Below are 26,065 nucleotides of genomic sequence, written 5' to 3'. Positions count from 1 at the left end.
CGACGGGTGAGAATTCTGGACTCCGGCGAGGCCCGCAATCCGGGTCGGCGCGGGATAGGTATACCCATTCTTCGGACACCGAATCCGCTGCTCCAGGGATGGTCACCTAGAGCCGGCACCCGTACGGGCACGTCCGTAAGTAGGGTTTCGGAGTGAATACCTTGCGTAGTCATTGCCACCCCCTGAACGTGGGATGAATCGCCGGATCGGGTTTCTCGCCGATGTTTCGGGCGTCCGGTGATTTTCCAACCGACGATCCTTCGCCCAACCGGTGACGGTGCGTCGGCGGACGGCCTAACCGGATGCCCGGTAAGGCCGTGTTGGGTGGTTTACGGCCGGGTAGGCAGTGCTTAGGCTCCGCAGGACAACGCACAAGATCGTGTCGGGCTCACCGGGAACTCCCTACCGAGGAGCGCATGATGTGGCTTGCCACCCCTCGCCCGACCTCGGTTTCGGTCCGCGCCGGATCGACGGCACTCGTGGGCCGCGACGTCGAGGTCTCGGCGATCGTGAAGATCCTGCTGCGCCGTCCGGCCGCCGTGCTGATCGAAGGCGAACCCGGGATGGGCCGCAGCAGGCTGCTCGAAGAGCTGGCCGGACGCCGTGAGTTCGCGACCGCCCGGGTGCTCTCGGGCGCCTGCCAGCCGATGCGCGAGCCGTTCCCGTTCGGACCGGTGCTCGAAGCGCTGCGTTCGGCGGGCGACCGGCCGCTCGGCCCGCTCAGCCCGGTCGCCGGGGTGCTGAGACCCTTGCTGCCCGAACTCGCGGAAAGCCTTCCACCCCAACCGGAACCACTCGCCGACCGCTGCGCCGAACGGCACCGCCAGTTCCGCGCCGTCCGGGAGATCCTGGTCGCCTGCGGCCCCGCGCTCGTCCTGATCGACGACCTCCAGTGGGCCGACGAGGGCACCCGTGACCTGATGCGGTTCCTCGCCGCGGCCATGCCCGCCGAACTGGCCGTCGTCGCCGCCTACCGGACCGGCTCCCCGTCGAGGCACGGGAGCGCCGGGATCCCGTTCCGCACCCCAAGATGCGTCCAGACAGCCCGCGTCACGCTGGGCCCACTCGACGTCGAAGCCGTCGGGAAGCTGGCGGAAGAACTACTGGGACTGCCGAGGGTTTCCGCGCCGTTCACCGCGAAACTCCACGAAAGCACCGCCGGGATCCCGTTCGTGGTCGAGGAGACCCTGCGGGCGCTGCGGGACGCCGCCGGACGGCTGCCGATCGGTGAAGTGCTCTCGGACCGGCTCCTGGAAAGCCTCGAAGTCCCGATCTCCCTGCGCGAGGCCATCACCGAACGGCTCGACGCGCTGCCCGAAACCGCTGTCCGGCTCGCCCGCGCCGCGGCGGTGCTCGCCGTCCCGTCCGAACCCTCGGTGATCGGCGAACTCGCCTGCCTCACCGGCGACGGGCTCCGCTCGGCCCTTTTGTCCACTTTGGACGGCGGGGTCCTCGGCGAACTCGGCGGCGACCGCTACGGCTTCCGGCATCCCTTGGCCCGCAAGGCCGTCTACGACACCATCAGCGGTCCGGAACGGACCCTGCTGCATTCGCGCGCCATCCAGGTGCTCGCCGGGCAGACGGTCCCGCCGCTGACCCTGCTGGCGAACCACTCGCGCGCGGCGGGCCGGACCGAACAGTGGCGCCACTACGCCGAAGCCGCCGCCGACGAGGCCATCGTCCACGGCGACACGTCGCGCGCGATCGACCTGCTCCAGTCCGTGCTGACCGAGGCCGGGCTCGGCGAGGACGACATCGCCCGGCTGGCCACGAAGCTCAGCCAGGTCGCGCTGCGCGGCTTCCGCCCGGACGTCATCGAGACGCTGGAGCGGATCCTCGAAGACCTCACCGACCTGCGCCCGAGCGTGCGCGGGACGATCCGGCTCAGCCTCGGGATGCTGCTGGTCCGCACGATCGGGCGGCTCGGCCGGGGCCGGGTCGAGGTGGAGAAGGCGATCACCGAACTGGTCGACGAGCCGGAACTGGCCGCCCGCGGGATCAACCTGCTCGCCCAGCCGATCGACGGGCTGACCCCGCTGTCCTGGCACGAGGCCTGGATGGAGCGGGCCCGCGACGTCTTCGACCGGCTGGAGGACCCGGAGCTGCGGCTCGCGCTCCTCGGCGACCGGATCTCCAGCCAGGCGCATATCGGTGACGGCTCGGCCTGGACCGAGTTCACCGAAATGTCCGATCAGGGCGGCGGCGTCGCCGAACGTGTCCAGCTGGCCCGGCTGTGGTGCAACCTCGCCGACGCGCAGTCCTGGGCCGGGCACCTGGCCAGGGCGGAAAAGCTGGTCACGGAAGGGATCCGCCGCGCGACCGACGCCGGTGCGCTCTACGCCGCCGGCCTCGCGCAGGGCACCCGTGTCCGGCTGGACTGGGTGCGCGGCAACTGGTCCGGGCTGGCGGAGGCCACCGAACAGCTCCGCGACGCCTACCCCGACCTCGGCCCGATCGTCATGGAGTCCTCGCTCGTCCTCGGCGGGCTGGCCGCCGTCCGCGGGGAATTCGCCGCCGCGCAACGACATCTGACCGCGGCGAGCGTGCACGCGCCGGAACACGGGCCCATCCCGGTCGTCCTTTCGGCGGCGGGCGTCCTGATCAGGGTGCTCCTCGCGACGGACGACGTCGACGGCGCGTGCGCGGCGGCCGACAACGCCGTCGCGGCGGCCCGGCGCAAGGGTGTCTGGGTGTGGGCGGCGGGGCTGGTCCCCGCTGCGGCCGAGGCCTACACGCGGGCCGGACGCTGGTCGGAGGCGGACGCCGTGGTCGAGGAGTTCGCCCGCGGCGTCGAGGGCAAGGACTCGCCGGTCTCGGAGGTCGCGCTGCTGGCGGGCCAGGCGATCCTGCTCGACGCGCGCGGCAAACACCCCGCCGCGGCAACGGTTTTCGACGAGGCGGCGGCGGGCTACGAGGCGCTGCCGATGCCGTACCAGGCCATCGGCGCCCGGGAGCGGGCCGCGCTGTGCCGTCTCACCGCGGGTCGCTTGACCGCGGGCCGGGTCACGGCGGGCGACAGCAAGGCGATCGAGGAGCTCACGGCGGCCGCCGAGGCCTACGAGCGGCTCGGCGCGACCAGGGACGCCGGCCGATGCCGCCACCAGCTGCGGGAGCACGGCGCGTGGGCGCCCTCACAGCGCGGGCGGCGCGGGTACGGTCAGGAGCTCTCACCCCGTGAGCTCGAGGTCGCGAGGATGCTTTCGGACGGACGGACGAACCGGGAGATAGCCGACGGACTGTTCCTTTCGCCGCGGACAGTGGAACAACACGTCGCGAAGGTTCTTCGGAAACTCGGGTCCCGTTCGCGGACGGATGTGGCCCGCCGGATGACGACTTACGCACCCGCGGCGGCCGACCGGTAGCATCGCGGTGAGCGGCCGCTATTCCTTTAGGGGCAAGAAAAGTGCCCGATCGGGCATTGTGATCCATTCCATCGGGTTCAGCGGTGTTGGTGTGGTTCCGTACAGTCATGCGCTGTGCTAGTTTGTTTTGGCCATTAACAAAGTCGGCCCCCTCTCTGCAGGTCAGCCGATCGTGACGGGGCACGGCCCCCGCGAGGGAGTAGCGCAGAAGCATGGCTGAGCGAGCCGATTTCGCGCTGGGGACGGTAGAGGCGACAGTGGTCGGGCAGGCGCTGGGCGTCGATGTCCGCTTGTTTCCGTTGCGCGTCCGCAACACTTCGATCGACCCGGAGCGGTACTCCGCGATCATCCGGAAGGTCTACGCCGATCTCGAACAGCGCCGCCTGTCGGTCAACGGCGAGCTGAGCCAGGCCGTCCGCACCGCGTTCGCGCTGCTGGGAAATCACCGGATCACCGTTTCGGTCAACGGCATCGACGGCATCGGCCAGGACATCGCCGTCCTCACCCTCACCGACGGCAGGCAGGCGCTCGGTATCACGCAGGCCCACGGTGAAGACGAGCTGCAGTTCGCGCTCTTCTCCGACGAAGAGCTGGTCGAGGTGCTCTCCGGGGTCCTGCCGCGGATGCGGCCCGCGTCGACCGGCCGCCGCAAGATCGTGCAGAAGGAGGAGCGCGCCGTCTCCGCGATGGCCGCGCGCCGCCAGGCCGAAGCCGAGTTCGACGAGGAAGAGACCGACGCGTTCGGCAACCTCCAGTTCACCGGCGTCGTCCGCGCCCGGACCGACGCCCCGGCCCCGCGCAACGACGAGAGCGACCTCGAAGTCCTCGAGAAGGTGCTGTCCGGGACCCGCCTCGGCGGCGGGTACATCATCGTGAGCGGCATCGGCCGCCGTGGCGAGCGTCTCCGGTCGACGCCGTTGAGCTGGCTCGACACCGAAGACGGCCGGTACCTAGTCTGGACCGAGACCGACGAAGCCTCAGGCGCCGTGATCGGTCACTACGACCCGGCCAGTCAGTCGGGCGTGGCGAACGCGATCCGGGATGCCATCGCTGACATCTACTGACCTTCCTGAACCCGGCGAGAGGATCCTCCGTTGACCGAGGAAGCACAAGAACTACAGCCGACAGCGAAGTTCAAGGCGGTGACGCCCCTCGCGGGCGCGCAACTGAAGCGCATGGCGGTCCAGGGCGGTTTCGCCGTCGACGAGAACACCGGCCAGGAGATGATCCGTTCACTCCAAGGTGTGATCGACAGCCTCGAAGAGCGCTGGAGCGCGCTGACCAAGCTGCAGAAGTCGCCGCGGATGAGCTCGACCGCGACCGCGCAGTGGGTGTCCCAGCACATGCACGGCACCGCGACGGACGCGCAGGGCCTGCTCACCCAGCTCGAGGCCGCGCGCGCCGAGTTCCCGACCTACGTCGAGGCGATCGAACTCGCCAAGAAGAACTACCGGGAACGCGACAACGAGAACCAGCGTGATCTCAAGCGGATCGACACCGAGATCTAGGAGAAGAGACCCGTGAGCGAATCCGCGGAAAAGACGGCGAAGGTCTCCGACCCGGCGTCCAAGGAGTACGACAAGGACAGCCCGTTCTACGACGTCACGGCCGACTCGTCGTCCGGGTACTACGTCGGGCCGCTGGCCGACAAGGCCGCCTCCGGTGACGAGATCCGGGCCGGGGCCACGGCCGGGACCGACATCCTCTTCAACCTCCTCGGCTGGGGCGACACCGCGCTCAACGGCTTCAAGGACAAGTTCACGCAGAAGATGTACGAAGGGCAGCTGGAGAAGGCGCGCGAAGGTCTCTCGAAGGACCTGGACATGCGCAAGCCCGGCGACCCGCCGTCCACGGTCTGGGGCAACGCCACCCACGAGCAGATGCAGTCCGCGATCGCGGACAACGCGGATCCGGCGGCGGTCGGCGAGACCTCCGAGGAGTGGGTCCGGGCGGGCAACGACCTGGCGGGCCACCAGCGCAACCTGGCGAAGGCGATCAACGCGAGCACGGCCAACTGGGAGGGCGAGGGCGGCGACGCGGCTCGCGAACACCTCGCCGGTGTCGGCAAGTGGCTCGGCTCGACCGCGAACGGCGCCACGCTGACCGGCCGTCAGCAGCAGATCCACTCGCAGACGCTCAACGAGACCCAGAAGCTCATGAACGCGAACCCGCCGGTGGCGTTCAGCGTGCAGGAGGCCAACGCCAACCTGCAGACGATCAAAGACCCGCAGCAGTACATGGCGCAGCTCGGGAAAGACCTCGGCACCTTCAAGAAGCAGCAGGACGCGCGCGACCAGGCCGCGAAGGTGATGACCGACTTCGACACCACGGTCGGCTCGGCGATCGCCACCCCGGCGTTCCCCGCTCCGCCGAAGCTGCGGTCGGCGCAGGCGACCCCGCAGTTGCGGGGCACCCCCATGTCCGGTGGCGGCGCCGGCGGTGGCGGGGCTGAACCCGCGACACTTCGCGACCGGATGTCGCCCAACGGCCTTGACGGCACGCAGAACCCCAGCCCCTTCAACGTGGACGCGGGCGGTACGCGTCCGGAGGGCATCGCCGCCTCGCTCGACGGGAGCCCGCAGGGCGGACCCGGCGGCACGGGCGGTGGCCCCGGCGGCATGAGCCCCTTCAACGCGCCGAACGGCGGCCCGGGCGGGGGCGGCCCCGGCGGTAACCCGGGTGGTGGCTTCCCCGGCGGCGGCTTCCCCGGTGGCGGCGGCCCTGGTGGCGGTCCCGGCGGCGGTCCCGTCACGAACCCGGTCATGCCCACCATCCCGAACGGGCCGACCGGCGGCGACTACAACCCGCCGGGGTCGAGGCCGGGCTTCAACCCGCCGGACATCGGCGACGGGACGCACACCACGGGCTACACCCCGCCGTCCGTCTCGCCGCCGACGTTCACCCCGCCGAACATCCCCCTTCCCGACAGCGGCGGACCGCGTCCGGGTGGCGGCCTGCCGTACAACCCGCCGAACATCCAGATGCCGAACATCCAGGGGCCGACCAGCGGCGGACCGTCGGCGATCCCGCCGAGGATGCCGCCGATCAGCCGCCCGAACATCCCCAACTTCCCGGACCCCGGCTCCTCCTACAAGCCCACGCCGTACACCCCGCCGAAGATGCCGAACATCCCGGGCATCCCGGGCGGCGGTGGCCCCGGCGGCAGCGGCTTCGGCGGCAGCAGCGGCGGCACCGGTGGCAGTGGCAGTGGCAGTGGCAGTGGCTTCAGCGGCGGTAGCGGTGCCGGTGGCTCGGGCGCCGGTGGTCTCGGTGGCGCCGGAAGGTCGACGGGCGCGCTCGGCATGGGCGGCGCCGCGGGCGCGATGGAAGCCGAAGCGGCCGCGGCCCGCGGCGCCGGTGCCGGCGCCAACGGCAAGCCGGGCAGCGCCGGCATGGGCGCGATGGGCGGTATGGGAGCCGGTGGCGGCAAGGGACAAGGCCAGGAGGACAAGGAACACAAGGTCGCCGACTATGTCGAATCCGACGACCCGTCGTTCTTCGCCGCCGACGAGGTCGTCGCGCCGCCGGTGATCGGTGACTGGCAGAACAAGGACTGGAAGTGACGGCGGCTTCGTTCGAGGTCGAGCCGGACGACCTGACCGCGCACGCGAGCCATCTCGACGGGCTCGTGGACCGGTTGAACACCGCGCACGGCGCGACGAGTTCGGCGATGTCGGCGGACGCGTACGGCCTGCTGTGCGCGTTCCTGCCGCCGATCATCAATCCGACGGGCGAACGCGCGGCGGAGGCGATCAAGGCGGCGGGCGAAGGCATCCAGTCGACGGCGGACAACGTCCGCACCGCCGCCAAGTCCTATGTAGACGGTGACACGACCAACGCGGAACCGTTCAAGGCCGACTTCAAGGCCTTGGACATCGGAGGAAAGAAGTGACCAGCGGGAACGAGCTCGGGGATCTCATCCGGGACCCCGACGAGGCAGAACGCCGGATGGACCAGTGGGCCCAAGGTCTCGAGGACAAGGCTCAGCGCTATGCGGCCGCCCAGGAGCGGACCGAGCAGTTGCGGCTGTCCGCGTCCAGCTCCGACGGCGCCGTCAAGGTGACCGTCGGGGCGGACGGCGGCGTGACGGGCCTCGAATTCGGGAACAAGGCGAGGACGTACCCGCTGGAGGAGCTGTCACGGCAGATCCTCGCGACCATGCACCAGGCGCAGGCCGGGATCGCGAACCAGGTCTCCGAGGTCATGCAGGAAACGCTCGGCGACGAGGACCAGGAGACCCGGTCGCTGATGATCGGCACCCTGCGCAGCCGCTTCCCGGAGATCGAGGAAGAAGAGTCTCCGACGGACGATCCGCCGGCTCCGCCGCCGTCCGCCGACACCCCGCCGGCGCCTCGCGACAAGCGTCACGAAGCACCGGAAGACGAGGGCAACTCACCCTGGTGAGGCTGTCGTTCCTGAACATCGAAGAAGGTTTGTGTCTTGGGTAACCCGCTGGTCGCTGACGTAAAGGACTCGACGAAGGCCTACTCCGGCTCCTCGCTTCTGGAGTCGGCGTTCGATCTGAAGTCGGCCATCGAAAGCGGCGACTGGGCTTCGGTGGCGCTGGGCGCGGTCGGGACCGCGCTCGACGCGCTGTCGATGGCGATGGACCCCTTCGGCGCGATCCTCGCGAACGGCGTCGGCTGGCTGATGGAGCACGTCGGCCCGCTCAAGGACGCGCTCGACGCGCTGGCGGGCGACGTCGACGAGATCACCGCGAACTCCGAGACCTGGAAGAACATCGCGGGTGAACTCGGCGCGGTCGGCGCCGATCTGGCCGGGATGGTCTCCGCCGATCTGCAGAGCTGGACCGGGATCGCGGCCGACACCTACCGTGACCGGGCCAAGGACACGGCCACGCTGCTGGACGCGGCGAAGGCGGGCTGCGAAGGCGCCTCCAGTGGGGTGAAGACGGCAGGCGAGGTGGTCGCCGCCGTGCGCGCGCTGGTGCGCGACATCATCGCCGAGCTGATCGGGCACATGATCAGCTGGGCGCTGCAGGTGCTGTTCACCCTGGGCATCGGGCTGACCTGGGTGGTCCCGCAGGTGGTCAACGCCGTGGCGAAGACCGCGAGCAAGATCGCGAACCTGACGAAGAAGACCGTCAAGGCGCTCAAAGCGCTGATGCCGCTGCTGAAGCGCGCGGACGATCTGTTCGCCGACGCGGCCAAGGCGTTGAAGAAGTTGCAGCCCGGCAAGGGCGCGCCCGCGCCCAAGCCGAACAAGCTGGACGAGGGCACGACACCCAAGGGCAGTCCCGAGGGCGACAAGGGCGGCGGCACGTCGCCGTCCGGCGCGCCGCCGAAGAACGATCCGCCGCCTCCGCCGCCGCCCAAGAACGACCCGCCGCCGCCTCCGCCGAAGAACGAGACGCCGGACGGGCCGACCACGCCGTCCGGCAGCCCGCCACCGCCGCCCAAGGAACGCGGCGGCCCCAAACCGGAGCCGGACAACCGGATCAAGAACAACAACGACGATCCGGGCAACGGCGTCCCGCCCAAGAACCGCCAGGGCTGCGGCGACCCGGTCGACGTCGCGACCGGCTCGATGATGCTGACGCAGGACGACGTCGTGTTCGCCGGTGTCCTGCCGATGACCGTCTCGCGGACGCATCTGTCGTCGTATTCGCTCGGCCGGTTCTTCGGCTCGTCGTGGGCGTCCACTTTGGACCAGCGGATCGAGGTCGAGGACGACGGCCTGCATCTCGCGCTCGCCGACGGGTCACTGCTGACCTACCCGGTCCCGCTGTCCGACGCCCCCGTGTACCCGGCTTTCGGACAGCGACTCGCACTGTCCAAAGTGGACAACGGCTATGTCGTGTCCACTCCGGACGGAATGCTGCTGTTCTCCGGCGACGGGGTCACGCTTCCGCTGCGCGGGATCGCGGTCGGCGACGGACACCGGATCTTCCTTCGCTACGACGACAACGGCGTCCCCCGCGAGCTGGAGCACACCGCGGGATATCGCCTGCTCGTCGAGTCGAAGGACGGTCTCGTCACCGCGCTTCGCCTGCCCGGCGCGGAAACCGCGATCCAGAGCTACCGGTACGACGAGCGGCGCCGCCTGGTCGAGATCGTCGACGGGGCCGGTTCGCCCCTGCGGTTCACCTATGACGCCTCGGGCCGCATCGTGCGCTGGGAGGACGTCAACGGGCGCTCGTACCGGTACGGCTTCGACTCCGACGGCCGTGTCGTACGCGCGCAGGGCACCGGTGGCTTCCTCGACGTCGACATCTCCTACGACCGGGAAAACCTGGTCACGTCGGTCAAGAACTCCCTCGGCCACGTCACCCGCTACCAGCTGGACGAACTGCACCGGGTCGTCGCGGAGACCGATCCGCTGGGCAACACCACGCGGTACGAACTCGACAGCTTCGGCAAGCTGCTCAGCCGCACCGATGCCCTCGGCCGCACGACGCGGTGGGAGATGGACGACGAGGGCAACGTCGTCGCCGTGATCCAGCCGGACGGCGGCCGCGCGCTCGCGGAGTACAGCGCGCTGAACCGGTGGACCAGCATGACCGGACCGGACGGCGCCCTCTGGCGCCGCGAGTACGACGCGCGCGGGAAGGTCGTCCGCGCCACGGATCCGACGGGCGCCACCACCACTTACGGGTACGACGAGGCTGGCAACGTCGCGGTCGTGACCGACCCGCTCGGCGGGGTCACGCTGATCGAGTCCGACGCGGCGGGCCTGCCGGTCTCCGTCACCGATCCGCTCGGCGGGGTGACGCGGTACACCTACGACGCGTTCGGGCGGACCACCTCGGTCACCGACCCGCTCGGCGAGGTCACCAGGACGAAGTGGGACGGCTTCGGCGAGATCGCCGAACAGATCGAACCCGACGGCGCCGTATGGCGCTGGAACCGCACCACCGAGGGCTCCATCGACGAAGCGGTGGACGCCCGAGGGCTCTCGGTGCGCACCGAGTACTCGCAGTTCGACCTGCCCATCGCCGAAATCGGCCCGGACGGCGATCGGCTGTCCTATGCCTACGACACCGAGCTGCGGCTGGTGTCGGTCACCAACGAACACGGCCTTTCCTGGCGCTACGACTACGATCCCGCCGGGAACCTGATCGGCGAAACCGACTTCAACGGCCGCACCACCCGCTACGGCTACGACGCGGCGGGGCAACTGGTGTCGCGCGCCAACGGTCTCGGCCAGACGGTCGCCATCGAACGCGACGCGCTCGGCCGGGTCGTCAGCCGCCGGGCGGGCGACGACGTCGCCACGTTCACCTACGACGCGGCCGACAGGATGACTTCGGCGCGCAACGCGCATTCCGAGGTCACCATCGCCTATGACGCGCTGGGCCGGATCGTCGCGGAATCCCTCAACGGAAGGGCGGTCCGCTCGGAGTACGACGCCGCCGGCCGCCGTGTCAGCCGCCGGACCCCATCGGGCGCCGAGTCGTTCTTCGCCTACGACGCCGCGAGCCGCCCCGTCGCGCTGCGAACCGCCGGACGCACCCTGCGCTTCGAATACGACCCCTCCGGTCGTGAAGTGCTGCGACGCCTCGAAGGCACGCCGGTCGAGCTGCGCCAGGGCTGGGACGCCTCCGACAGGCTGACCTCCCAGACCGTTTCCAGTGGCCGGGGTGTCGTTCAGCACCGCGAGTACGGCTACCTGCGGGACGGGCTCGTCTCGTCGATCTCGGACCTGATCTCGGGGCCGCGGTCGCTGCGGGTGGACCGCGCGGGCCGGGTCGTCGACGTCCAGGGGCAGGGCTGGCGCGAGAGCTACGGCTACAACCTCGCCGGCGCGATCACGCAGGCGGGCTGGCCCGGCGCGGATCCCGCCGTCGGACCGCGGCACTACCAGGGCACCCTGGTGACCGGTGCCGGTTCGACGTCGTACCTGCACGACACCGAAGGCCGCACGATCGCCCGGCGCAAACTCGGGCGTGACTGGACCTACCAGTGGAACTCCGACGACCGGCTGACCGGTGTCGTCACGCCCGAAGGCGAGCGGTGGCTCTACCACTACGACGCGCTCGGGCGGCGGATCGCGAAGCAGCACCTCGACCTACAAGGCCGGATCCTCGAACAGATCGACTTCGCCTGGGACGGCTCGAACCTCGCCGAGGAGATCCGAGGCGGCACCGCCGTCGTCTGGGACTGGGAACCGGGCACGGAACGGCCGATCACCCAGATCGAGCGGATCCCGGGACAGGACGCCCGCTTCCACGCCATCGTCACCGACCTCGTCGGCTCACCGAGCGAACTGCTCGACGAAACGGGCAACGTCGCCTGGCATCTGCACACCTCGTTGTGGGGCAAGGTGCTTTCACCGCCGGGGCGGGCGTACACGCCGTTGCGCTTCCCCGGCCAGTACCACGACCCGGAAACCGGGCTGCACTACAACTTCAAGCGCTACTACGACCCGGACACCGGGCGGTACCTCTCGCACGACCCGCTCGGCCTCGAACCGGCGTCGGACTCGCTGGCCTACGTCGGCAACCCGACGGACATGATCGACCCACTCGGTCTCGCCCCGACGAAACCGCAGGTGGGTCCCTGTCCCAAGGCACAGGCCAAGGCCGCCCTCGGCAAGAAGAAGTCGCCGGGCAACCGGGTCACCAAGCCGAAGCAGACGCCGGGACCGAAGAAGCCGCGGCGTCCGCCGCAGAGCTACGCCGACGGCACGCACGGCGCGAAGAAGCGCGAGCAGAACCGGCTCACGGGGAAGTACGACAACGAGCTCAAGGCCGACGGCCGGGAAAAGGTCTCCGGCAAGTCCCATGAGTCCGAGCACCCGATCCCTTACGAGGCGATCGGCCGCGGCAGTGGCGGCGCACGGGGTTCGGGCCACAACCAGAAGGACATGGAGAACCACGCCTGGGCCTACCAGGAGGCCAAACCCGCGCACGCGTCGCACCAGGGCACCGGCAACAAGGGCACCGAGGGCGAGTCCGGCTTCACCGGCAAGTCCTACCGCGATGCCGAACGCACCGCGATCGAGCGGGGCGACGCGAACGCCGCGATCCAGCTCAACCAGCTCGACTACGCCTTCCAAAAGCCGTTCAAGGACACCAACAACACCCTCGACGGCAAGATCGCGGACGACTCGTACCACAAGATGATCGACGACGCGCACGCCAGCGGAAAGGGCCTCACCTACTCGACCGGTCCCGGTACGACCGCGACCACCCCGCCGCTGTCGGATCTCGACCGCAGGGAACTGCACCTGACGCGGGACACCGTCCGGGACGGCGAGTGGCCGGATCAGGTGAAGCGGACCTACGACGACGACCTCAAGGACATCCACGACTCGACCTACAAGACGCCGACCCAGGCCGACTGGGACAAGCTGGACGCCGGCGGCTTCGGGCCTCTCGACACCGGCAAGAAGAAGGACCCCAACGCGATGGACACCGACTGACCTCGTCGCGTTTCGTCCTCTGGTAGTACCGCGCCCAGAGGACGAAACGCGGGCGAGTCAGGCGGCGGCGAGCGAGACGACGCGGTTCCGCCCGCTCCTTTTCGCCTGGTACAGCGCGGAATCGGCGACGTGCAGCAGCCGCTCCAGCACGATCCCGCCCGCCGGGTAGACCGCGGCGCCGATCGACACCGAAAGCCCGCGCACGATCCGCGGCCCCGACGCCGTCGCGACCTCGACCTCGATCGCCATCACCGCCTGCCGGACCCGCTCGGCCACGGGGAGCACCTCGGTCTCCGTCGCACCGGGCAGCATCACGACGAACTCTTCGCCGCCGAAGCGCCCGACAGAGTCGTAATCGCGTACGTGCTCGGAGATCGTCGTCGCGACGACCTTGAGCACGACGTCGCCCGCGAGGTGCCCGTAGACGTCGTTGACCTGTTTGAAGTGGTCGAGGTCGAGCATCAGCACCCCGAGTTTGCTCTTCGCCCTGGCCGCCGACGAAAGCTCCCGTTCGCTCAGCACGTGCCACGCGTGCGCGTTCAGCACCCCGGTCTTGCCGTCGATGTTCGCCGCGATCTCCAGCTGCCGCACCAGCACGCTGCGGTGCAGCACCAGCACGGGCAGCAGGACGAACGGGACCAGCGCGGGCGCGTGCACGACGCCCAGCGCGGTCGAGGTCCCGAGCACCAGGGTGGTGACCTCCAGCAGGTTGTCGTCGCCGGTGCCGAACAGCGAACGCGGCGACCGGCCCCCGGTGTGCAGGTAGACCGAGAGCGCCACGATGAACGCGTTGGCCACGGTGAACACGGCCGCCGCCTCGACGATCCGCAGCGAGCCGGCGAACCCGACGGGCAGGCCGTTCCAGCCGGCGACGATCGCCCCCGATGCCAGGCAGGAGAGCACGATCGCCGCCGCGCAGTACACGACTCGGTAGGCCGGGCGGTGGCTCATCCCCCGCCACACCCGCAGCCAAAGATGCAGGTAGATGAGGAGCCCGAGGGCGAGCGCGAGCCCCTGTGGCAGGACGAGCACCCCCGCGAAAGTCCACACCGAAGTCATGTTGATGTGCGGTCGGTCACAAAGAGTCCGCCGCAACCGTTCTACCGAACGGGAAAGCTCGGCCTGCAGGAAAGCGAGGCCGAGCAGTGATCCAAATCGGACGAATTCCGTAGTCGTGTAGTTCGATCGGAGCAAGGCTATTACGGCGACTGCGGCCGCAAGCCCTTCCACCATAAGAAAAACCGCAGGTACGCCACGTGGTCCGGACCATAACTCCCAGTGTCGGACCCAGGCTCTCAGACGTGTACCGGCCCCTTCTCCGGCGAGTTCCACATCCCCCATAATCATCGTCACCGGTCCCCCTTCCGTACACATTTCAATGTATCCGAGGTAGTACTGAGGGTGGCTCGAGTCAATTCCGGAACACACAGATGGAGCAGTGGGAGGGAGGATCATCATGAACGGTCGCGAGGACTGATCCCACCAATTCAGCCGGTTCGGCTCCCGGCCGGGAGCCATACATCGGGCCCGGTGGCGATGGTGCGTTTCCACGCCATCGCCATCGGGCCCGCCGAGGCGACGGCGGCCGCCGCGGCCACCCCGACGGCCACGAACGGACCGGTCAGCTGGGCGAGACCACCCGCGAGCATGATCCCCATTCCCTGCACCGTCACCAAACTCGTCGAGGTCAGGCCCATCACCTGCGCCCGGACGCCGTCCGGCACCGCGCGGGCCATCAGCGCGACGGCCTGCAGGTGGTACGGCGCCGCGAAGGCCCCGCTGAGCCCGATCAGGGCAAGGCAGACAGGCAATGACGGGCGAAAGAAGACAAAAAGCAGAGGAACAACGGATGCGAGAGCGAGAATGCCGACCATTCGCGTTTTCCGCCGCGGTGGAACCCATTTCGTGAAGATCCACGATCCTATTATCGAACCCACCGGATCCGCCGCGAGAATAAGACCGACCGCGAAATTTCCCGCGTCGAGACCGACGGCGAGCGGGGCCGCGAGCCCTTCCGGGGCGATGGCGAACCCGGCGAGCATCTTCAACCCGAACAGCAGGCGGATTCCCTTGCTCCGCCACAGTTCTCTGGCGCCTTCGCCACTGAAAGCCCTTGCCACACGGCTTTTCACCGATGATTCCGTGACGGCGGGCGGCCTGCGACGAACCCCTGTGGACACGAGCAGCGCCGAGACCACGAAGGTCCCCGCGTCGATCACCAGCCCCCAGTAGGGCGTCACGAGCCCGATCACCAGCCCGCCACCGCCGAATCCGGCCAGCTGTGCCGTTTGGATGGTGATCGTGCGGACCGCGAGCCCGGCGACGTACCTGTCGCCTTCGAGGACGTCCGGGAGCAACGCGAGCTGCGCCGCCCGGAACGGACCGCCCGCCATCGTCAGGATCACCAGCAGTCCGGCGAGGACCGGCAGCGACGTCCCCGGTACGGCCATCAACGCCGCGAGCGCCGCGCGCAGCAGATCGCAGACGATCATCACCGTCCGCCGCGAGTACCGGTCCGCCAATCCGGCGAACAGGGTGCCGCCGATCAGCGTCGGCAGATACGTCAACCCGTAGGTGAGCCCGGTCAGCCCCGCCGACGCCGTTCTTTCCCAGACCAGCACCGACAACGCGACCCTGGCCAGCTGGTCACCGGCCTGCGAAAGCGCCTCGGCCGCCCACAACGCACGAAACTCACCGACCGCGAAAGCGGCCTTGAACGCGGTTCTCCGTGCGGGATCCCCCTTTTCCATGAGCCCCTCCCCTTGGCTCACGGTAGTCGATCACTTCCGCAGTGTCAGCGGCCATCCGGCCCACGACCTCAGTCAGTGTCCACTGTGGAGAGAGGAGTTCCGCGTGGTCAGCGGCCGGTGCCGTACCCCATCATTTCCTGCGCCATCTCCATCGCCAGCGAACTGGCCACGGCGGGATCCATCATGCCCCGGAGGCCCTGCGTGGCCTTGTTCTGCGCCGTGATGTCGGAACGCGGCTGCTCCGTCGGCCGGGGCTCGGCGGGCGGCAGCGCGACAACCTGCTCCTTGGCGGGTTTCTTCTTCGTCGTCGCGGGCGCTTGCTGCTTCACCGTGACCGGGACGTAGACGGTCACCGGGGCGGCCTGCGGCGCGGGCTGGACGACCGGCGGCGGCGCGGCGGGCTGGGTCGCCACGGCGGGCAACGGGCGCTCGGGCAACGCGGTGTCTTCGACCGGCGCGAGGGTGAACGTGCCGGCGAACCAGCCGATCGCGAGCAGCGCCACCCCGGCCCCGCCGACCAGCCAGGCCCTGGCGCGCCGGTGGATGACGACGGCCTTGGGCCGCAGATCCTTGTCGACGACCGGTTCGCAGACCGGGTTCCGGACCGGCATCGGCTCAGGCTCGATCGCGTTCTCCGGGCTGCGTCGCCGTTTCGGCAGACTCGCCGCGATGATCCCCGTCCGGTCCAGCAACTCGGCTGTCTCGACGGGCACGGTCGCGCAGAGCGCGGCATCGGTCGACGGACGGCGCTGGGCGGCGCGCGGCATGGGGACCTCCGGAAGCGGAATCACGAACTTGAGCATTGTGGTGCATTTCCGACGCCGCCGTAAGTAACGCACCCCGATCGAGTTATACCGAGCCGTCCGGACCACGGAGAGTTACTCCGTTCAGGGGCTTCCCATTCTCTCAGAGGCGCTTCATTCCCAGCCGTCCCAGCAGCGCGAGTGGCCGCTGGTAAAAGGATCCGAGCACGCGCGGAATCGCGTCGATGGCATACGCGTCCGGTCCGATCAGGATCCGCGCTGTCCCCCGTTCGATACCACGCACGATGGTCTGCGCGGCCTTCTCCGGTGTCGTCCTCGCGATCTTTTCGAACCCCTCGGCGGCTTTGCCCATGTTCCGCTCGGCGCCACCCCGCGCGTCGCGGGCGATATTCGTCTTGATGCCACCGGGGTGCACACAGCTGACCGCGACCGGATGCCGGGCGATCAGCATTTCCTGCCGCAGCGCCTCGGTGAACCCGCGCACGGCGAATTTCGCCGCGTTGTAGGCGCTCTGCGTGGGCACGCCGATGAAGCCGAACACACTCGAAAGGTTGACGATGTGCCCGTCACCCGAAGCGATCAACTGCGGCAGAAAGGCTTTCGTGCCGTTGACCACGCCACCGAGGTTGATCCCCATCAGCCAGTCGTAGTCGTCCCAGGTCATTTCCTCGACCGTCGCGCCGAGCGCGACCCCGGCGTTGTTCACCACGAGGTCGGCGCCCCCGAAATCGACGGCGACCTCCTCGGCGTGCGCGAGGACGGCGTCACGATCGGCGACGTCCAGTTCGTAGGCTTTCGCGGTCACGCCCGCCTTCTCGCACAACGCGACGGTGCCGGCCGCACGGACGGCGTCGACGTCTGAAAGCGCCAGCCGCGCGCCCCGCTCCGCCAGTTCGATCGCGAGTGCCCTGCCGATCCCCGAGCCCGCGCCGGTGATCACCGCGACCTTGTCCGTGAACGCCTTCATACCCGCTCCCAAGTTCGACTGTTACCGGAAGTAACACATACTACGGCTGTGAGCTTGCTGTGCGTTGATCGATTCGGGCTGTGTTCGCGGACCGCTTATGGTGATCTGTAACCAGGACAGCCGTGGACCACCGGAAGGAAGACGATGCGCCGCGCCCTGTTGCTCGTGCTCTGCGTCGTTTTGACCGGTTGTTCCGCCGCGTCCGAACCCGCCGAGACCGAGCCCGGAGACACCGCCGCGACGGTGGCGGCCGCCCCCGCCACGCCGCGGTACAACCCGGCGATCGGCGCGCTCTTCCTCGACGGTTCGCATTTCTGCACGGCCAGCGTCGTGCACAGCGGCCCGGGAGACCTCCTGGTCACAGCGGCGCATTGCCTTCACGACGGGGAAGGCGGCGAGTACGCCACGGGGATCTCGTTCGCGCCCGCCTATCACGACGGCGTCGCGCCCTACGGCTATTGGGACGTCTCGGACCCGCAGGTTCCCGACGGCTGGGCCGATTCGTCCGATCCGGACCTGGATGTCGGGTTCGCGACCGCGCGTCAGGCGGGCACCACGAAGACCCTCGAAAGCGTCACAGGCGCCAACACCCTGCTGACCGGCGGCGGGTTCGCCCACCCGATCACCCTGACCGGATATCCCGACGAACGGGAGGCGCCGGTCGTCTGCCACGGCACCAGCAGCCAGGCCGACACCTACCAGATGCGGGTCGGCTGCCCCGGCTTCACGACCGGCACCAGCGGCGGCCCGTGGGTGGTCGACCCCGACCCGGAGACCGGACTCGGCACCGTCGTCGGCGTGATCGGCGGCTATCTGTACGGCGGTGACGACCCGGACACCTCCTACAGCAGCTACTTCGACACCGACGTCGCCACCTTGTACCGGAAGATGGACGCACGGGGATGATCTCCCCATGAGCATCCACGACGTCCCGATCACCGGCGAGCCGATCCGCCTCGGCCAGTTCCTCAAGCTGGCCAACCTGGCCGAAGACGGCTCGCACGCCAAAGACCTCCTCGACGCCGAAGAGGTCACTGTCAACGGCGAGGTGGAGGTCCGGCGCGGCCGCCAGCTGACGAACGGCGACGTCGTGGAGGTCGGCGGCGAAGGCGTCCGCGTCGTCCTCGCCTAGCGGCCCTTCAGCGGTGCCAGGCGAAGCGCCTTCGCGAGGTCTTCGAGTTCGCGGTGCACCGGCTCGTTCAGCGGGACGCCCAGCGCCTGGCACTGTTCGAGGTACTGCGCCTCGCGCCAGCCGGGGTAGCGGACCGGGGTCCCGCCCTCCCAGCCGAGCAGGCTGCCGAACAACGCGCTCGCGGCCTTGTAGAACCCGTCGGCGCTGCGCAGCGTCGTCGGCGCGATGGCCATCACCATGAGGCCGGTGTCGTGATCGTGGTCGCCGACGCCCGAGAGCACCCCGGCGAAGATCTCGACCAGCAGCGCGAAGCCGGCGACGGCGGCGCTGTCGACGTCGGCGAGCGTGTCCATGTCGAGGACGAATTCGGGGTACGCGCCGGCGGGGGCGGCCATGCCGAGCGGGTTCGCGGCCGTCCCGCGTTCCCCGCCCGCCGCCATGACCAGCCCGATCATGGTGTGCGGCAACGCCCTCGCGGCGTGGTGCCCGGCGCGGCCGAACGGCCCGACGCCGCGGACCGACATCAGCCCGACGCCGTACCGGCCCGCCCGCGACACCGCCCTGTCCATCGCGTCGCCGACGGCCCACAGCCCCGGCGCGCGGCGGTAGTCGATCAGGGCGGCGGCGCCGCGGTCGGCGATCATCAGCGGTTCGGCCCGCGGCCGGACCAGGCCGTCGACCAGCATCGGCAGATGCAGCCTGGCCAGCTCGGCGACACCCGTTTCCGGGGTTCCGGTGAGATCGCCGTGGCACAACGCCTCGGCGGCCATCCTGGCGCGGGACCACGGCAGATCATGCGCGGTGAAGATCTCGGTGACGACGTCGATCAGGGCGTCGATCGGGACGCGCTGCCAGACCTGTTCCGGGATCGGGGAGGGTACGGCCGGTTCGGCGATCGGCTCGACGGGCGCACGGCGAAGAGAGCGAGGTCTGAGGGGCACTCCGCCGAGGGTGCCTTCGCACGTTTTTCGGCGTCAACGAACCGGGGCAGCTTCTAACCGACTGTGTGATCGAAGCACCCGGAAACGTCGGTGGGCGGACGTACCATCGGGGCATGTGCCGGAACATCACCACGCTTCGAGGCCTGGAGCCGGCGGCGACGCCGGACGAGATCGAGGCCGCCGCCCGCCAATACGTCCGCAAGGTGTCCGGGGTGCAGAGCCTCTCCGACGCCACGCGCGAACCGTTCGAGGCCGCCGTCGCCGAGATCACCGCGATCACCCGGCGGCTGCTCTCCGAGCTGCCCGCACGCCGTCAGCCGCCGACGACGGTGCCGCCGCTGCGCCGTCCCGAGGTCCAGGCGCGAATCGCCGCGAAAGCCGCGAAGAGTCAAGCGTCCTGAAACCACTGAACCAAGCTCCGGCGGTTACGGTGAGCCGGTGACGTATCCGCAGGACCCCTATGGTCAGCAGCAGCCCTACGGCCAGCAACCCCCGTACGGCCAGCCTTACCAACAGCCGGGTTATGGATACGGTTACGGGGCGCCGCAGCCGCCGCAGGAGCAGGGCCTGGCGATCGCGGCACTGGTCGTGTCGATCGCCAGTCTGGTCGTCTGCAGCGGGCTGCCGTCGATCGCCGGCGTCATCATGGGGCACATCGCGTATTCCAAGGCCAAACGCGGGGAAGCGGGCGGCCAGAGCATGGCGCTCGCGGGGATCATCATCGGCTACATCGGCGTCGCGATCATCGTCCTGCTCCTGGGCTTCTTCCTCTTCGTCGGAATCCTGACCGACTGGGACTTCGACTAGTCCCTCCATGCCCCCGCCACCACCCTCGACGGAAGCTTCGCTTCGACTAGATCCGAAGCATTCCGGCAAAGACCTGTCGGATACCCTCGACAGCGGTAGCGTGTCCGAGCGGCCGAAGGAACATGTCTTGAAAACATGCGAGGGCTCTGTCCTCCGTGGGTTCGAATCCCACCGCTACCGCCAGTCTTGAAAACCGAAAGCTCCCCAGGTCCGCGGACCTGGGGAGCTTTTCGTGTCACGCGGGCACGAGAGCCCAGACGGTCTCGTCGCTACGGCCGCCCACGAAGGGCCGTTGCTCCAGGATCGAGGCCGTGCCGTTGTTGACCTGCCGCACCGCGAACGAACTGGCCCGGTTCACCAGCCCGTAGCGCGTGTCGGCGCTGCGGAGCAGCTTCCACTGCTGATTCGTGGACGAGCCGCAGTGCGTCTGTTCGAGCTGCGCGCCTTCCGCGGCGCTGCCGGAGACCGGCCGCAGGCATTGGCCGCTCCGCTCGTTGACGATCTTCCAGTACCCGCCGCCCGCGTCGGTGAGGTTCCACTTCTGGCCGTTGTCGTTCTGCCTGGCCACGTGGGTGATCTTCGCGCCGGCGGACGACGAGCCGTCGACCACGGCCGCGCTGTTGCCGTTGGTGGCGACGGAGAGGTAGTACTTCTTGCCCGTCTGCGGACCGGGGTCGGCGATGGGGTTCAGGGTCCACTGCTGGTTGGCCGCCCCGGTGTAGGGCTGCTGGACGAGAGGCGCCGGATACGCGCCGCCGTCGGTGATCGCGTAGCCCGTCAGGTAGTTGAAGATCGCCACCTTGCCGTTGCCCAGCGGCTGGAACGCCCACCGCATGCCGTTCTGGCCGTTGCAGTTGTACTGGAGGATCTGGGTTCCGGGCGCCGTCCCGCTCTGGGCGCTGTCGGCGCACAGCTGGCTGTTGGCGTTGACGAGTTGCAGACCGGTGTTGTAGCCGAGGATCCACTTCTGGCTCGTGGAGTCGGTCCGGGCCCGCTTGCTGAGGTTGACGAGGCCGCCGGTCGAAGAACCGACGACGTCGATGGCGTCGCCGTTGGCACCCGTGATGACGTAGGTCTTCCCGCCTTGCGCGTGGCCGTCGTCGTTGTCGGGGGTGTCCTTCTTGATCAGGAAGGCGCTGTTGGCGACGTTCCAGTGCGTGGCGAGCCAGCTACCGGGCACGGGGTTCGTGCTGAAGTAGTCGTCGTTGCCGCAGTCCATCAGCCGGTCGGAATCGCGCCGCGGGCAGTCGAAGGACTGGGTGTCGCCGTAACACATCAGGTCCCATTCCTGGGAGCAGTGCCCGCCGCCCTGGTAGTGCGGGGCCCCGGGCAGGACCGCGCCGAGCACGTGGCCCAGTTCGTGCGCGGTGGCGTTGACGCCCCAGCAGGGGACGGCGATCTCCGTGTAGTGCCTGCCGTTGTTGAAGGCGTTGGCCGGACCGGGCTGGTCGTCACTGTCGCCCCAGGTGCCGGCGCAGGTGAGGGGGTTGTCGGAGAACAGGACGTAGTCACGGTCCGCGTTGTAGAAGCCCGCTTGGATGGCGCGGTCGCGGATCGCGCCGGACTGGTACGTGCCGTCGGGCACCACGAGGGTGGCGACGGCGACCTGGCAGCCCGCGCCTGCCGTCGTCACGTACCGGATGTGCCTGCTGCCGCCCGTCACGGCGGCGCTGTCGTTGAAGCCGTCGTCGATCCCGGACGCGTAGGCGCGCAGGGACGGTGCGACGGTCGCGTACCGGTCGGGCTGACCGGCCTCACGGACGTAGACCAGCTCGATGCGTTTGCCGGAGACTCCGTCGCCCTCGCAGATCACCGGGTTGGCGGCGATCTGCGCCTGGGCGACGGAGAGGGCGAGCGGGGCCACCGGGGTAGCGCCGGGCGGCAACGGCCGGCTGTGGTCCCTGGCGGCGGAGGCGGTGAAGTCGTCGGTGGCGGCGGCCCCGGAGGTCTCACCGATGAGCAGGCCACAGATGAGGCCGGCGGTCACCAGCAGGCCGGCGTAGCGCCGTTTTGCTCTGGACAAAGGACTTTTCCTTTCGCGATGGAGAACGCACACTTCTCGAACTGTCGCGACAAGAACGCTAGAGGTCAGATGTATAGACCACCAGGCAGAAGGACCGGCAGAGTGCTTTTCGACGTCGAATGCCAATTCACTCGAAAGGATCTTGCGGCGATCACCTTTGAGGTCGGATGAAACCGGCCGTCACTCCAAGCCGCATTTCGGCTGTCGAGAACGCGTGTCCTGCTCCGTCCCGGCGACGAACGCGGCCACAATGGCCGCACCACCATCGAGGAGTCCTCACCATGGCCAAGTACCTGCTGCTCAAGCACTACCGCGGCGCTCCGGCGGCGGTCAACGACGTGCCGATGGACCAGTGGGCGCCGGAAGAGATCACCGCGCACATCCAGTACATGAAGGACTTCGCGACCCGGCTCCACGAGACCGGCGAGTTCGTCGACGAGCGGGCTCTCGCCCCCGAAGGCACCTTCGTCCGCTACGACGGCGAAGGCAAGCCGCCGGTCACCGACGGGCCCTTCGCCGAGACCAAGGACCTCATCGCCGGCTGGATGGTGATCGACGTCGACAGCTACGAACGCGCCGTCGAACTGGCGGGCGAGTTGTCGGCCGCACCGGGAGCGGGCGGGAAGCCGATCCACGAATGGCTCGAACTGCGTACACTGTTCGGCGAACCGCTCATCATCACGGAGTGACCACAGAGCTGGACGAGGCCCTGCTCCGGAGCCTCACACCGAACGTCCTCGGGATCCTCGTCCGCCGCGGAGCCGACTTCGCGGCGGCCGAGGACGCCGTGCAGGAAGCGCTGATCGAGGCCGTCCGCGTCTGGCCCGACGACCGGCCGAAGGATCCGAAGGGCTGGCTCGTCACAGTCGCCTGGCGCAAGTTCCTCGACGTCGCCCGGTCCGACGCCGCCCGGCGCCGTCGCGAGGACACCGTCGACGAGGAGCCGGAGCCCGGGCCCGCTCCCGCGGTGGACGACACACTGCAGCTCTACTTCCTGTGCGCGCACCCGTCGCTGACGCCGTCGTCCGCGGTCGCGCTCACCCTGCGCGCCGTCGGCGGGCTGACCACCCGCCAGATCGCCCAGGCGTATCTGGTGCCCGAAGCGACCATGGCGCAGCGCATCAGCCGGGCCAAGCGCACCGTCTCGGACGTGCGCTTCGACCAGGCGGGCGACGTCGCCACCGTGCTCCGCGTGCTCTACCTGGTCTTCAACGAGGGCTACTCCGGCGACGTCGACCTCGCCGCCGAAGCCATCCGGCTCACCCGGCGGCTCGCGGCCTCGATCGACCATCCCGAAGTGCGCGGACTGCTCGCCCTCATGCTGCTCCACCACGCCCGTCGCGCCGCCCGGACCACGGCCGACGGCGACCTCGTCCCGCTCGCCGACCAGGACCGCGGCGAATGGGACACGCGCCTGATCGCCGAGGGCGTCGAGATCCTCCAGGCGGCGCTGGCCCGTGATCAGCTCGGCGAATTCCAGGCACAGGCCGCCATCGCGGCACTCCACGCCGACGCGCCGGCCGCCGAAGAGACCGACTGGGTGCAGATCGTCGAGTGGTACGACGAGCTCGCGAGCCTGACCGGCAGCCCGGTCGTGCGGCTCAACCGCGCGGTGGCCGTCGGCGAGGCGGACGGACCGCGCGCGGGGCTGGCCGCGCTCGCGGAACTGGACGGCTCACTACCCCGGCACGCGGCTGTGGCGGCCTACCTCCACGAGCGCGACGGCGACCTGGCGACGGCGGCGCGGCTCTACGGCGAGGCCGCCGAAAAGGCGTCCAACCTCGCCGAGCGCGCCCACCTGACGCGCCAGGCCGCGCGGATCAACGCCCTCAAGAAGTGACCGGCGGCAGGCGCGGAAGCCCGTCGATCTCCGACAGGTGCTCCAGCACCCGCCCGAAAGCCTGCGCCAGCACCCGCTGCTCTTCAGGGCTCAGCAAGTCGATCAGGTGCTCCCGGACGCCTTCGACGTGCGTCGGCGCCGCGCCCCCCAGCAGTTCCGCGCCGCGTTCGGTCAGCTCCGCGACGACACCGCGCTTGTCCGCCGGGTCGCGGGTGCGGCGGATGATGCCCTCGGCCTCCAGCCGGACCATCTGGTGCGAAAGCCTGCTCTTGGTCGAGCCGAGCAGGCTCGCCAGCTCCGTCATCCGCATCCGGTTGTCGGGCTGGAGCGAAAGGCAGACCAAGACCTCGTAGTCGGCGAGCGAGACGTCGTGGCGCTCGGAGAGTTCGCGATGCAGGCGCTGTCGCAGCCGCATGGTGGCGACGATGTACGAGCGCCAAGCGACCATCTCGGACTCGGACAGCCAGTGCACTTCCTTCTGCTCCACCGCCATCCACGCAGGGTAGATCGTTGATCGCACAAGGCGCATACCCGCCGGTCACTTTTCGGCCTTGAAAAATCCGGGGGAACATTCGCCCGAAGGAGGGTTACGAAAAGGTTGAGACTCGGCGCGAAAAGGCGCATTCTGCTTGTCAGCGGATGGTTCGGGCAAGTACCAGGCGAACTCCTCGGAAGGTCGCCGGACCTGCTCCCAGCCGGGAAAGGTCAGGTGGTGGTATGGCGGGTGATTCTCGCGGTTGACCGCCTGCTGTGTCCCCGCGACCGGAACGGAAAGGACCGGGTCGGTCGCGACTGTGAACAGCGACGAGCGCGGGCATCTCACATGCGCTCGACAATTCTCGCGCATTCGGCGTCACTCCAGCCTGTTTCGGGTTCGCGGCCTCTTCGACCGCCTCGGCAGCGCGGGACGTCGGCCCGGTGATCGCGGCCAACCGGCGATCAGGACAAGACAACCTCGGTAGTTCTGGGTGCGGCCACGCCAAGTGGCCGCACCCAGGCATATCCGGGCCTCTCCGGCTACGCTTCCCCCCGTGCGATTCGACGAAGGCGCGGGCCTGGACACCTCCGAAGTCGAGGACCTGCGAGGCGGCGGTGGCGGCGGCGGCGGGATCGGCGGCCGGGTGGCACTCGGCGGTGGCGGGCTCGGCGTGGTCGGCCTCGTCATCTACTTCCTCATCTCCCAGTTCGGCGGCGTGAGCCTGAACCCGTCCTCGGGCGGGCTCGGCAGCCTGGGCGCCGTGGGTTCCGGGCAGCAGATGGACAGCACGTCGCTGTCGCAGGAGTGCAAGACCGGCGCGGACGCGAACCGGAAACACGACTGCGCGATCGTCGCCGTCATCAACTCGATCCAGGACTACTGGGGTCAGGAATTCCAGCGCTCCGGGTCGACCTACCGCAAGGCCGTCACCAACTTCTTCAACGGCGGCGTGAACACGGCCTGCGGCAACGCGACTTCCGACGTCGGGCCGTTCTACTGCCCCGGCGACTCCGAGGTGTACATCGACCTCGGGTTCTTCAACGAACTCCGCACCAAGTTCGGCGCGGACGGCGGGCCGTTCGCGGAGGCGTACGTGCTGGCCCACGAATACGGCCACCACGTGCAGAACCTCACCGGAGTGTCCAAAAAGGGCACCGGAAGCGGGCCGACGTCGGGTTCGGTGCGGCTCGAACTGCAGGCCGACTGCTACGCCGGCGTCTGGGCGAACCACGCCACCACCACGCCGACGGAGACCGGGCGGCCGCTGCTCAGCGAGATCAGCCAGCAGGACATCAGCTCCGCGCTGGACACCGCTTCGCGGATCGGTGACGACTACATCCAGTCCAAGCTCGGCGGCGGCCGGGTCGACGAGTCGAAGTTCAGCCACGGCACCTCGGCGCAACGGAAGAAGTGGTTCAGCACCGGCTTCCAGACCGGCCAGCCCGCGCGGTGCGACACCTTCGCGACCAACAGCCTGGGCTGAAGGGGCCTTTCGCCTCGCAGCGCCGGCCCGCGCGTGAAGGCCCCTTCCCTCGGCTCAGCCGGGGGAAGGGGCCTTCACGTACTTGCTAACTACTGCCGGCGAACGAAGCGGCGGTGCCGCCTCGGTCCAGTCCC

General features: G+C 69.2%; 21 protein-coding genes and 1 tRNA gene. 15 read left to right on the top strand and 7 right to left on the bottom strand.

The window, feature by feature from the left end; all coding sequences use genetic code 11:
• Nucleotides 1-419: 419 nt before the first annotated feature.
• The 7 genes from ACFOSH_RS08680 to ACFOSH_RS08650 all read left to right on the top strand — a co-directional run bounded on the left by ACFOSH_RS08680 (nucleotide 420) and on the right by ACFOSH_RS08650 (nucleotide 12,746).
• Nucleotides 420-3,362, top strand: a complete 2,943-nt coding sequence (locus tag ACFOSH_RS08680) for an ATP-binding protein (protein WP_378238807.1) — start codon at nucleotides 420-422, stop codon at nucleotides 3,360-3,362.
• 212 nt (nucleotides 3,363-3,574) lie between these two features.
• Complete coding sequence (locus ACFOSH_RS08675) at nucleotides 3,575-4,426, top strand: ESX secretion-associated protein EspG (protein WP_378238206.1); 852 nt, start codon at nucleotides 3,575-3,577, stop codon at nucleotides 4,424-4,426.
• A 30-nt stretch (nucleotides 4,427-4,456) separates the two neighbouring features.
• Nucleotides 4,457-4,870 carry a hypothetical protein gene (locus ACFOSH_RS08670; protein WP_378238205.1) on the top strand — a complete coding sequence of 138 codons (414 nt, stop codon included), beginning with the start codon at nucleotides 4,457-4,459 and terminating at the stop codon, nucleotides 4,868-4,870.
• 12 nt (nucleotides 4,871-4,882) lie between these two features.
• A complete protein-coding gene (locus tag ACFOSH_RS08665; RefSeq protein ID WP_378238204.1) occupies nucleotides 4,883-6,925 on the top strand; it encodes a hypothetical protein in 2,043 nt (680 codons plus the stop codon).
• The gene (locus ACFOSH_RS08660; RefSeq protein WP_378238203.1) at nucleotides 6,922-7,254 is read left to right on the top strand and encodes a type VII secretion target; all 333 of its coding nucleotides are present in this window, start codon (nucleotides 6,922-6,924) and stop codon (nucleotides 7,252-7,254) included. The genes ACFOSH_RS08665 and ACFOSH_RS08660 overlap by 4 nt, the downstream gene beginning before the upstream one ends.
• The gene (locus ACFOSH_RS08655; protein ID WP_378238202.1) at nucleotides 7,251-7,766 is read left to right on the top strand and encodes a YbaB/EbfC family nucleoid-associated protein; all 516 of its coding nucleotides are present in this window, start codon (nucleotides 7,251-7,253) and stop codon (nucleotides 7,764-7,766) included. Before ACFOSH_RS08660 ends, ACFOSH_RS08655 begins: the two co-directional genes overlap by 4 nt.
• A gap of 36 nt (nucleotides 7,767-7,802) precedes the next feature.
• Nucleotides 7,803-12,746 (top strand): RHS repeat-associated core domain-containing protein, encoded by a 4,944-nt coding sequence (locus ACFOSH_RS08650; RefSeq protein ID WP_378238201.1) that lies wholly within the window; start codon nucleotides 7,803-7,805, stop codon nucleotides 12,744-12,746.
• A gap of 57 nt (nucleotides 12,747-12,803) precedes the next feature.
• Here ACFOSH_RS08650 and ACFOSH_RS08645 read toward each other — a convergent pair whose 3' ends face one another.
• The 4 genes from ACFOSH_RS08645 to ACFOSH_RS08630 form a co-directional block, all read right to left on the bottom strand.
• Nucleotides 12,804-13,979 carry a GGDEF domain-containing protein gene (locus tag ACFOSH_RS08645; RefSeq protein ID WP_378238200.1) on the bottom strand — a complete coding sequence of 392 codons (1,176 nt, stop codon included), beginning with the start codon at nucleotides 13,977-13,979 and terminating at the stop codon, nucleotides 12,804-12,806.
• A gap of 254 nt (nucleotides 13,980-14,233) precedes the next feature.
• Nucleotides 14,234-15,496, bottom strand: coding sequence for an MFS transporter (locus tag ACFOSH_RS08640; RefSeq protein WP_378238198.1), 1,263 nt, complete (start codon nucleotides 15,494-15,496; stop codon nucleotides 14,234-14,236).
• 107 nt (nucleotides 15,497-15,603) lie between these two features.
• Nucleotides 15,604-16,287: a hypothetical protein gene (locus ACFOSH_RS08635; RefSeq protein ID WP_378238197.1), complete on the bottom strand. Its 684-nt coding sequence runs from the start codon at nucleotides 16,285-16,287 to the stop codon at nucleotides 15,604-15,606.
• Between the two features lie 115 nt (nucleotides 16,288-16,402).
• Complete coding sequence (locus ACFOSH_RS08630) at nucleotides 16,403-17,227, bottom strand: SDR family NAD(P)-dependent oxidoreductase (protein WP_378238196.1); 825 nt, start codon at nucleotides 17,225-17,227, stop codon at nucleotides 16,403-16,405.
• A 144-nt stretch (nucleotides 17,228-17,371) separates the two neighbouring features.
• Between ACFOSH_RS08630 and ACFOSH_RS08625 the strand changes: the two genes are divergently transcribed.
• Both ACFOSH_RS08625 and ACFOSH_RS08620 read left to right on the top strand, forming a co-directional pair.
• Entirely contained in the window at nucleotides 17,372-18,133 is a 762-nt protein-coding gene (locus ACFOSH_RS08625) for a trypsin-like serine peptidase (RefSeq protein ID WP_378238195.1), read from the top strand.
• 7 nt (nucleotides 18,134-18,140) lie between these two features.
• Entirely contained in the window at nucleotides 18,141-18,359 is a 219-nt protein-coding gene (locus ACFOSH_RS08620) for an RNA-binding S4 domain-containing protein (protein WP_378238194.1), read from the top strand.
• Here ACFOSH_RS08620 and ACFOSH_RS08615 read toward each other — a convergent pair.
• Nucleotides 18,356-19,300, bottom strand: coding sequence for an Ldh family oxidoreductase (locus ACFOSH_RS08615; protein WP_378238193.1), 945 nt, complete (start codon nucleotides 19,298-19,300; stop codon nucleotides 18,356-18,358). The genes ACFOSH_RS08620 and ACFOSH_RS08615 overlap by 4 nt on opposite strands.
• 113 nt (nucleotides 19,301-19,413) lie before the next feature.
• Here ACFOSH_RS08615 and ACFOSH_RS08610 point away from each other — a divergent pair, with 113 nt between their 5' ends.
• The 3 genes from ACFOSH_RS08610 (at nucleotide 19,414) to ACFOSH_RS08600 (ending at nucleotide 20,290) form a co-directional block, all read left to right on the top strand.
• Nucleotides 19,414-19,701 (top strand): DUF2277 domain-containing protein, encoded by a 288-nt coding sequence (locus ACFOSH_RS08610; protein WP_378238192.1) that lies wholly within the window; start codon nucleotides 19,414-19,416, stop codon nucleotides 19,699-19,701.
• A 37-nt stretch (nucleotides 19,702-19,738) separates the two neighbouring features.
• Nucleotides 19,739-20,107: a DUF4190 domain-containing protein gene (locus ACFOSH_RS08605; protein ID WP_378238191.1), complete on the top strand. Its 369-nt coding sequence runs from the start codon at nucleotides 19,739-19,741 to the stop codon at nucleotides 20,105-20,107.
• A 94-nt stretch (nucleotides 20,108-20,201) separates the two neighbouring features.
• Nucleotides 20,202-20,290, top strand: a tRNA-Ser gene (locus tag ACFOSH_RS08600).
• A 52-nt stretch (nucleotides 20,291-20,342) separates the two neighbouring features.
• Here the strand turns inward: ACFOSH_RS08600 and ACFOSH_RS08595 are convergent.
• Complete coding sequence (locus ACFOSH_RS08595) at nucleotides 20,343-22,130, bottom strand: RICIN domain-containing protein (RefSeq protein ID WP_378238189.1); 1,788 nt, start codon at nucleotides 22,128-22,130, stop codon at nucleotides 20,343-20,345.
• Between the two features lie 281 nt (nucleotides 22,131-22,411).
• On the opposite strand from ACFOSH_RS08595, the gene ACFOSH_RS08590 reads away from it, so the two are divergent.
• The gene (locus tag ACFOSH_RS08590; protein WP_378238188.1) at nucleotides 22,412-22,819 is read left to right on the top strand and encodes a YciI family protein; all 408 of its coding nucleotides are present in this window, start codon (nucleotides 22,412-22,414) and stop codon (nucleotides 22,817-22,819) included.
• Nucleotides 22,820-22,827: 8 nt separating this feature from the next.
• Entirely contained in the window at nucleotides 22,828-23,970 is a 1,143-nt protein-coding gene (locus ACFOSH_RS08585; RefSeq protein ID WP_378238806.1) for an RNA polymerase sigma factor, read from the top strand.
• Here the strand turns inward: ACFOSH_RS08585 and ACFOSH_RS08580 are convergent.
• On the bottom strand, nucleotides 23,960-24,463 hold the full coding sequence (locus ACFOSH_RS08580) for a MarR family winged helix-turn-helix transcriptional regulator (RefSeq protein ID WP_378238187.1): 504 nt from the start codon (nucleotides 24,461-24,463) through the stop codon (nucleotides 23,960-23,962). The genes ACFOSH_RS08585 and ACFOSH_RS08580 overlap by 11 nt on opposite strands.
• A gap of 538 nt (nucleotides 24,464-25,001) precedes the next feature.
• On the opposite strand from ACFOSH_RS08580, the gene ypfJ reads away from it, so the two are divergent.
• Nucleotides 25,002-25,931 carry a KPN_02809 family neutral zinc metallopeptidase gene (gene ypfJ, locus ACFOSH_RS08575; protein WP_378238186.1) on the top strand — a complete coding sequence of 310 codons (930 nt, stop codon included), beginning with the start codon at nucleotides 25,002-25,004 and terminating at the stop codon, nucleotides 25,929-25,931.
• Nucleotides 25,932-26,065: the final 134 nt, after the last annotated feature.

Source organism: Amycolatopsis speibonae, from assembly GCF_042647925.1.
GTDB classification, from domain to species: Bacteria; Actinomycetota; Actinomycetes; order Mycobacteriales; family Pseudonocardiaceae; genus Amycolatopsis; species Amycolatopsis speibonae.
This window is presented reverse-complemented; position numbering and strand designations above follow the sequence as displayed.

Bases quoted from the DNA above. Each gene is read 5' to 3' on its own strand.
- ACFOSH_RS08625 (WP_378238195.1), top strand. From the start codon at position 17,372: ATGCGCCGCGCCCTGTTGCTCGTGCTCTGCGTCGTTTTGACCGGTTGT.
- ACFOSH_RS08645 (WP_378238200.1), bottom strand. From the start codon at position 13,979: ATGGTGGAAGGGCTTGCGGCCGCAGTCGCCGTAATAGCCTTGCTCCGA.
- ACFOSH_RS08620 (WP_378238194.1), top strand. From the start codon at position 18,141: ATGAGCATCCACGACGTCCCGATCACCGGCGAGCCGATCCGCCTCGGC.
- ACFOSH_RS08675 (WP_378238206.1), top strand. From the start codon at position 3,575: ATGGCTGAGCGAGCCGATTTCGCGCTGGGGACGGTAGAGGCGACAGTG.
- ACFOSH_RS08640 (WP_378238198.1), bottom strand. From the start codon at position 15,496: ATGGAAAAGGGGGATCCCGCACGGAGAACCGCGTTCAAGGCCGCTTTC.
- ACFOSH_RS08680 (WP_378238807.1), top strand. From the start codon at position 420: ATGTGGCTTGCCACCCCTCGCCCGACCTCGGTTTCGGTCCGCGCCGGA.
- ACFOSH_RS08590 (WP_378238188.1), top strand. From the start codon at position 22,412: ATGGCCAAGTACCTGCTGCTCAAGCACTACCGCGGCGCTCCGGCGGCG.
- ACFOSH_RS08610 (WP_378238192.1), top strand. From the start codon at position 19,414: ATGTGCCGGAACATCACCACGCTTCGAGGCCTGGAGCCGGCGGCGACG.
- ACFOSH_RS08630 (WP_378238196.1), bottom strand. From the start codon at position 17,227: ATGAAGGCGTTCACGGACAAGGTCGCGGTGATCACCGGCGCGGGCTCG.
- ACFOSH_RS08580 (WP_378238187.1), bottom strand. From the start codon at position 24,463: ATGGCGGTGGAGCAGAAGGAAGTGCACTGGCTGTCCGAGTCCGAGATG.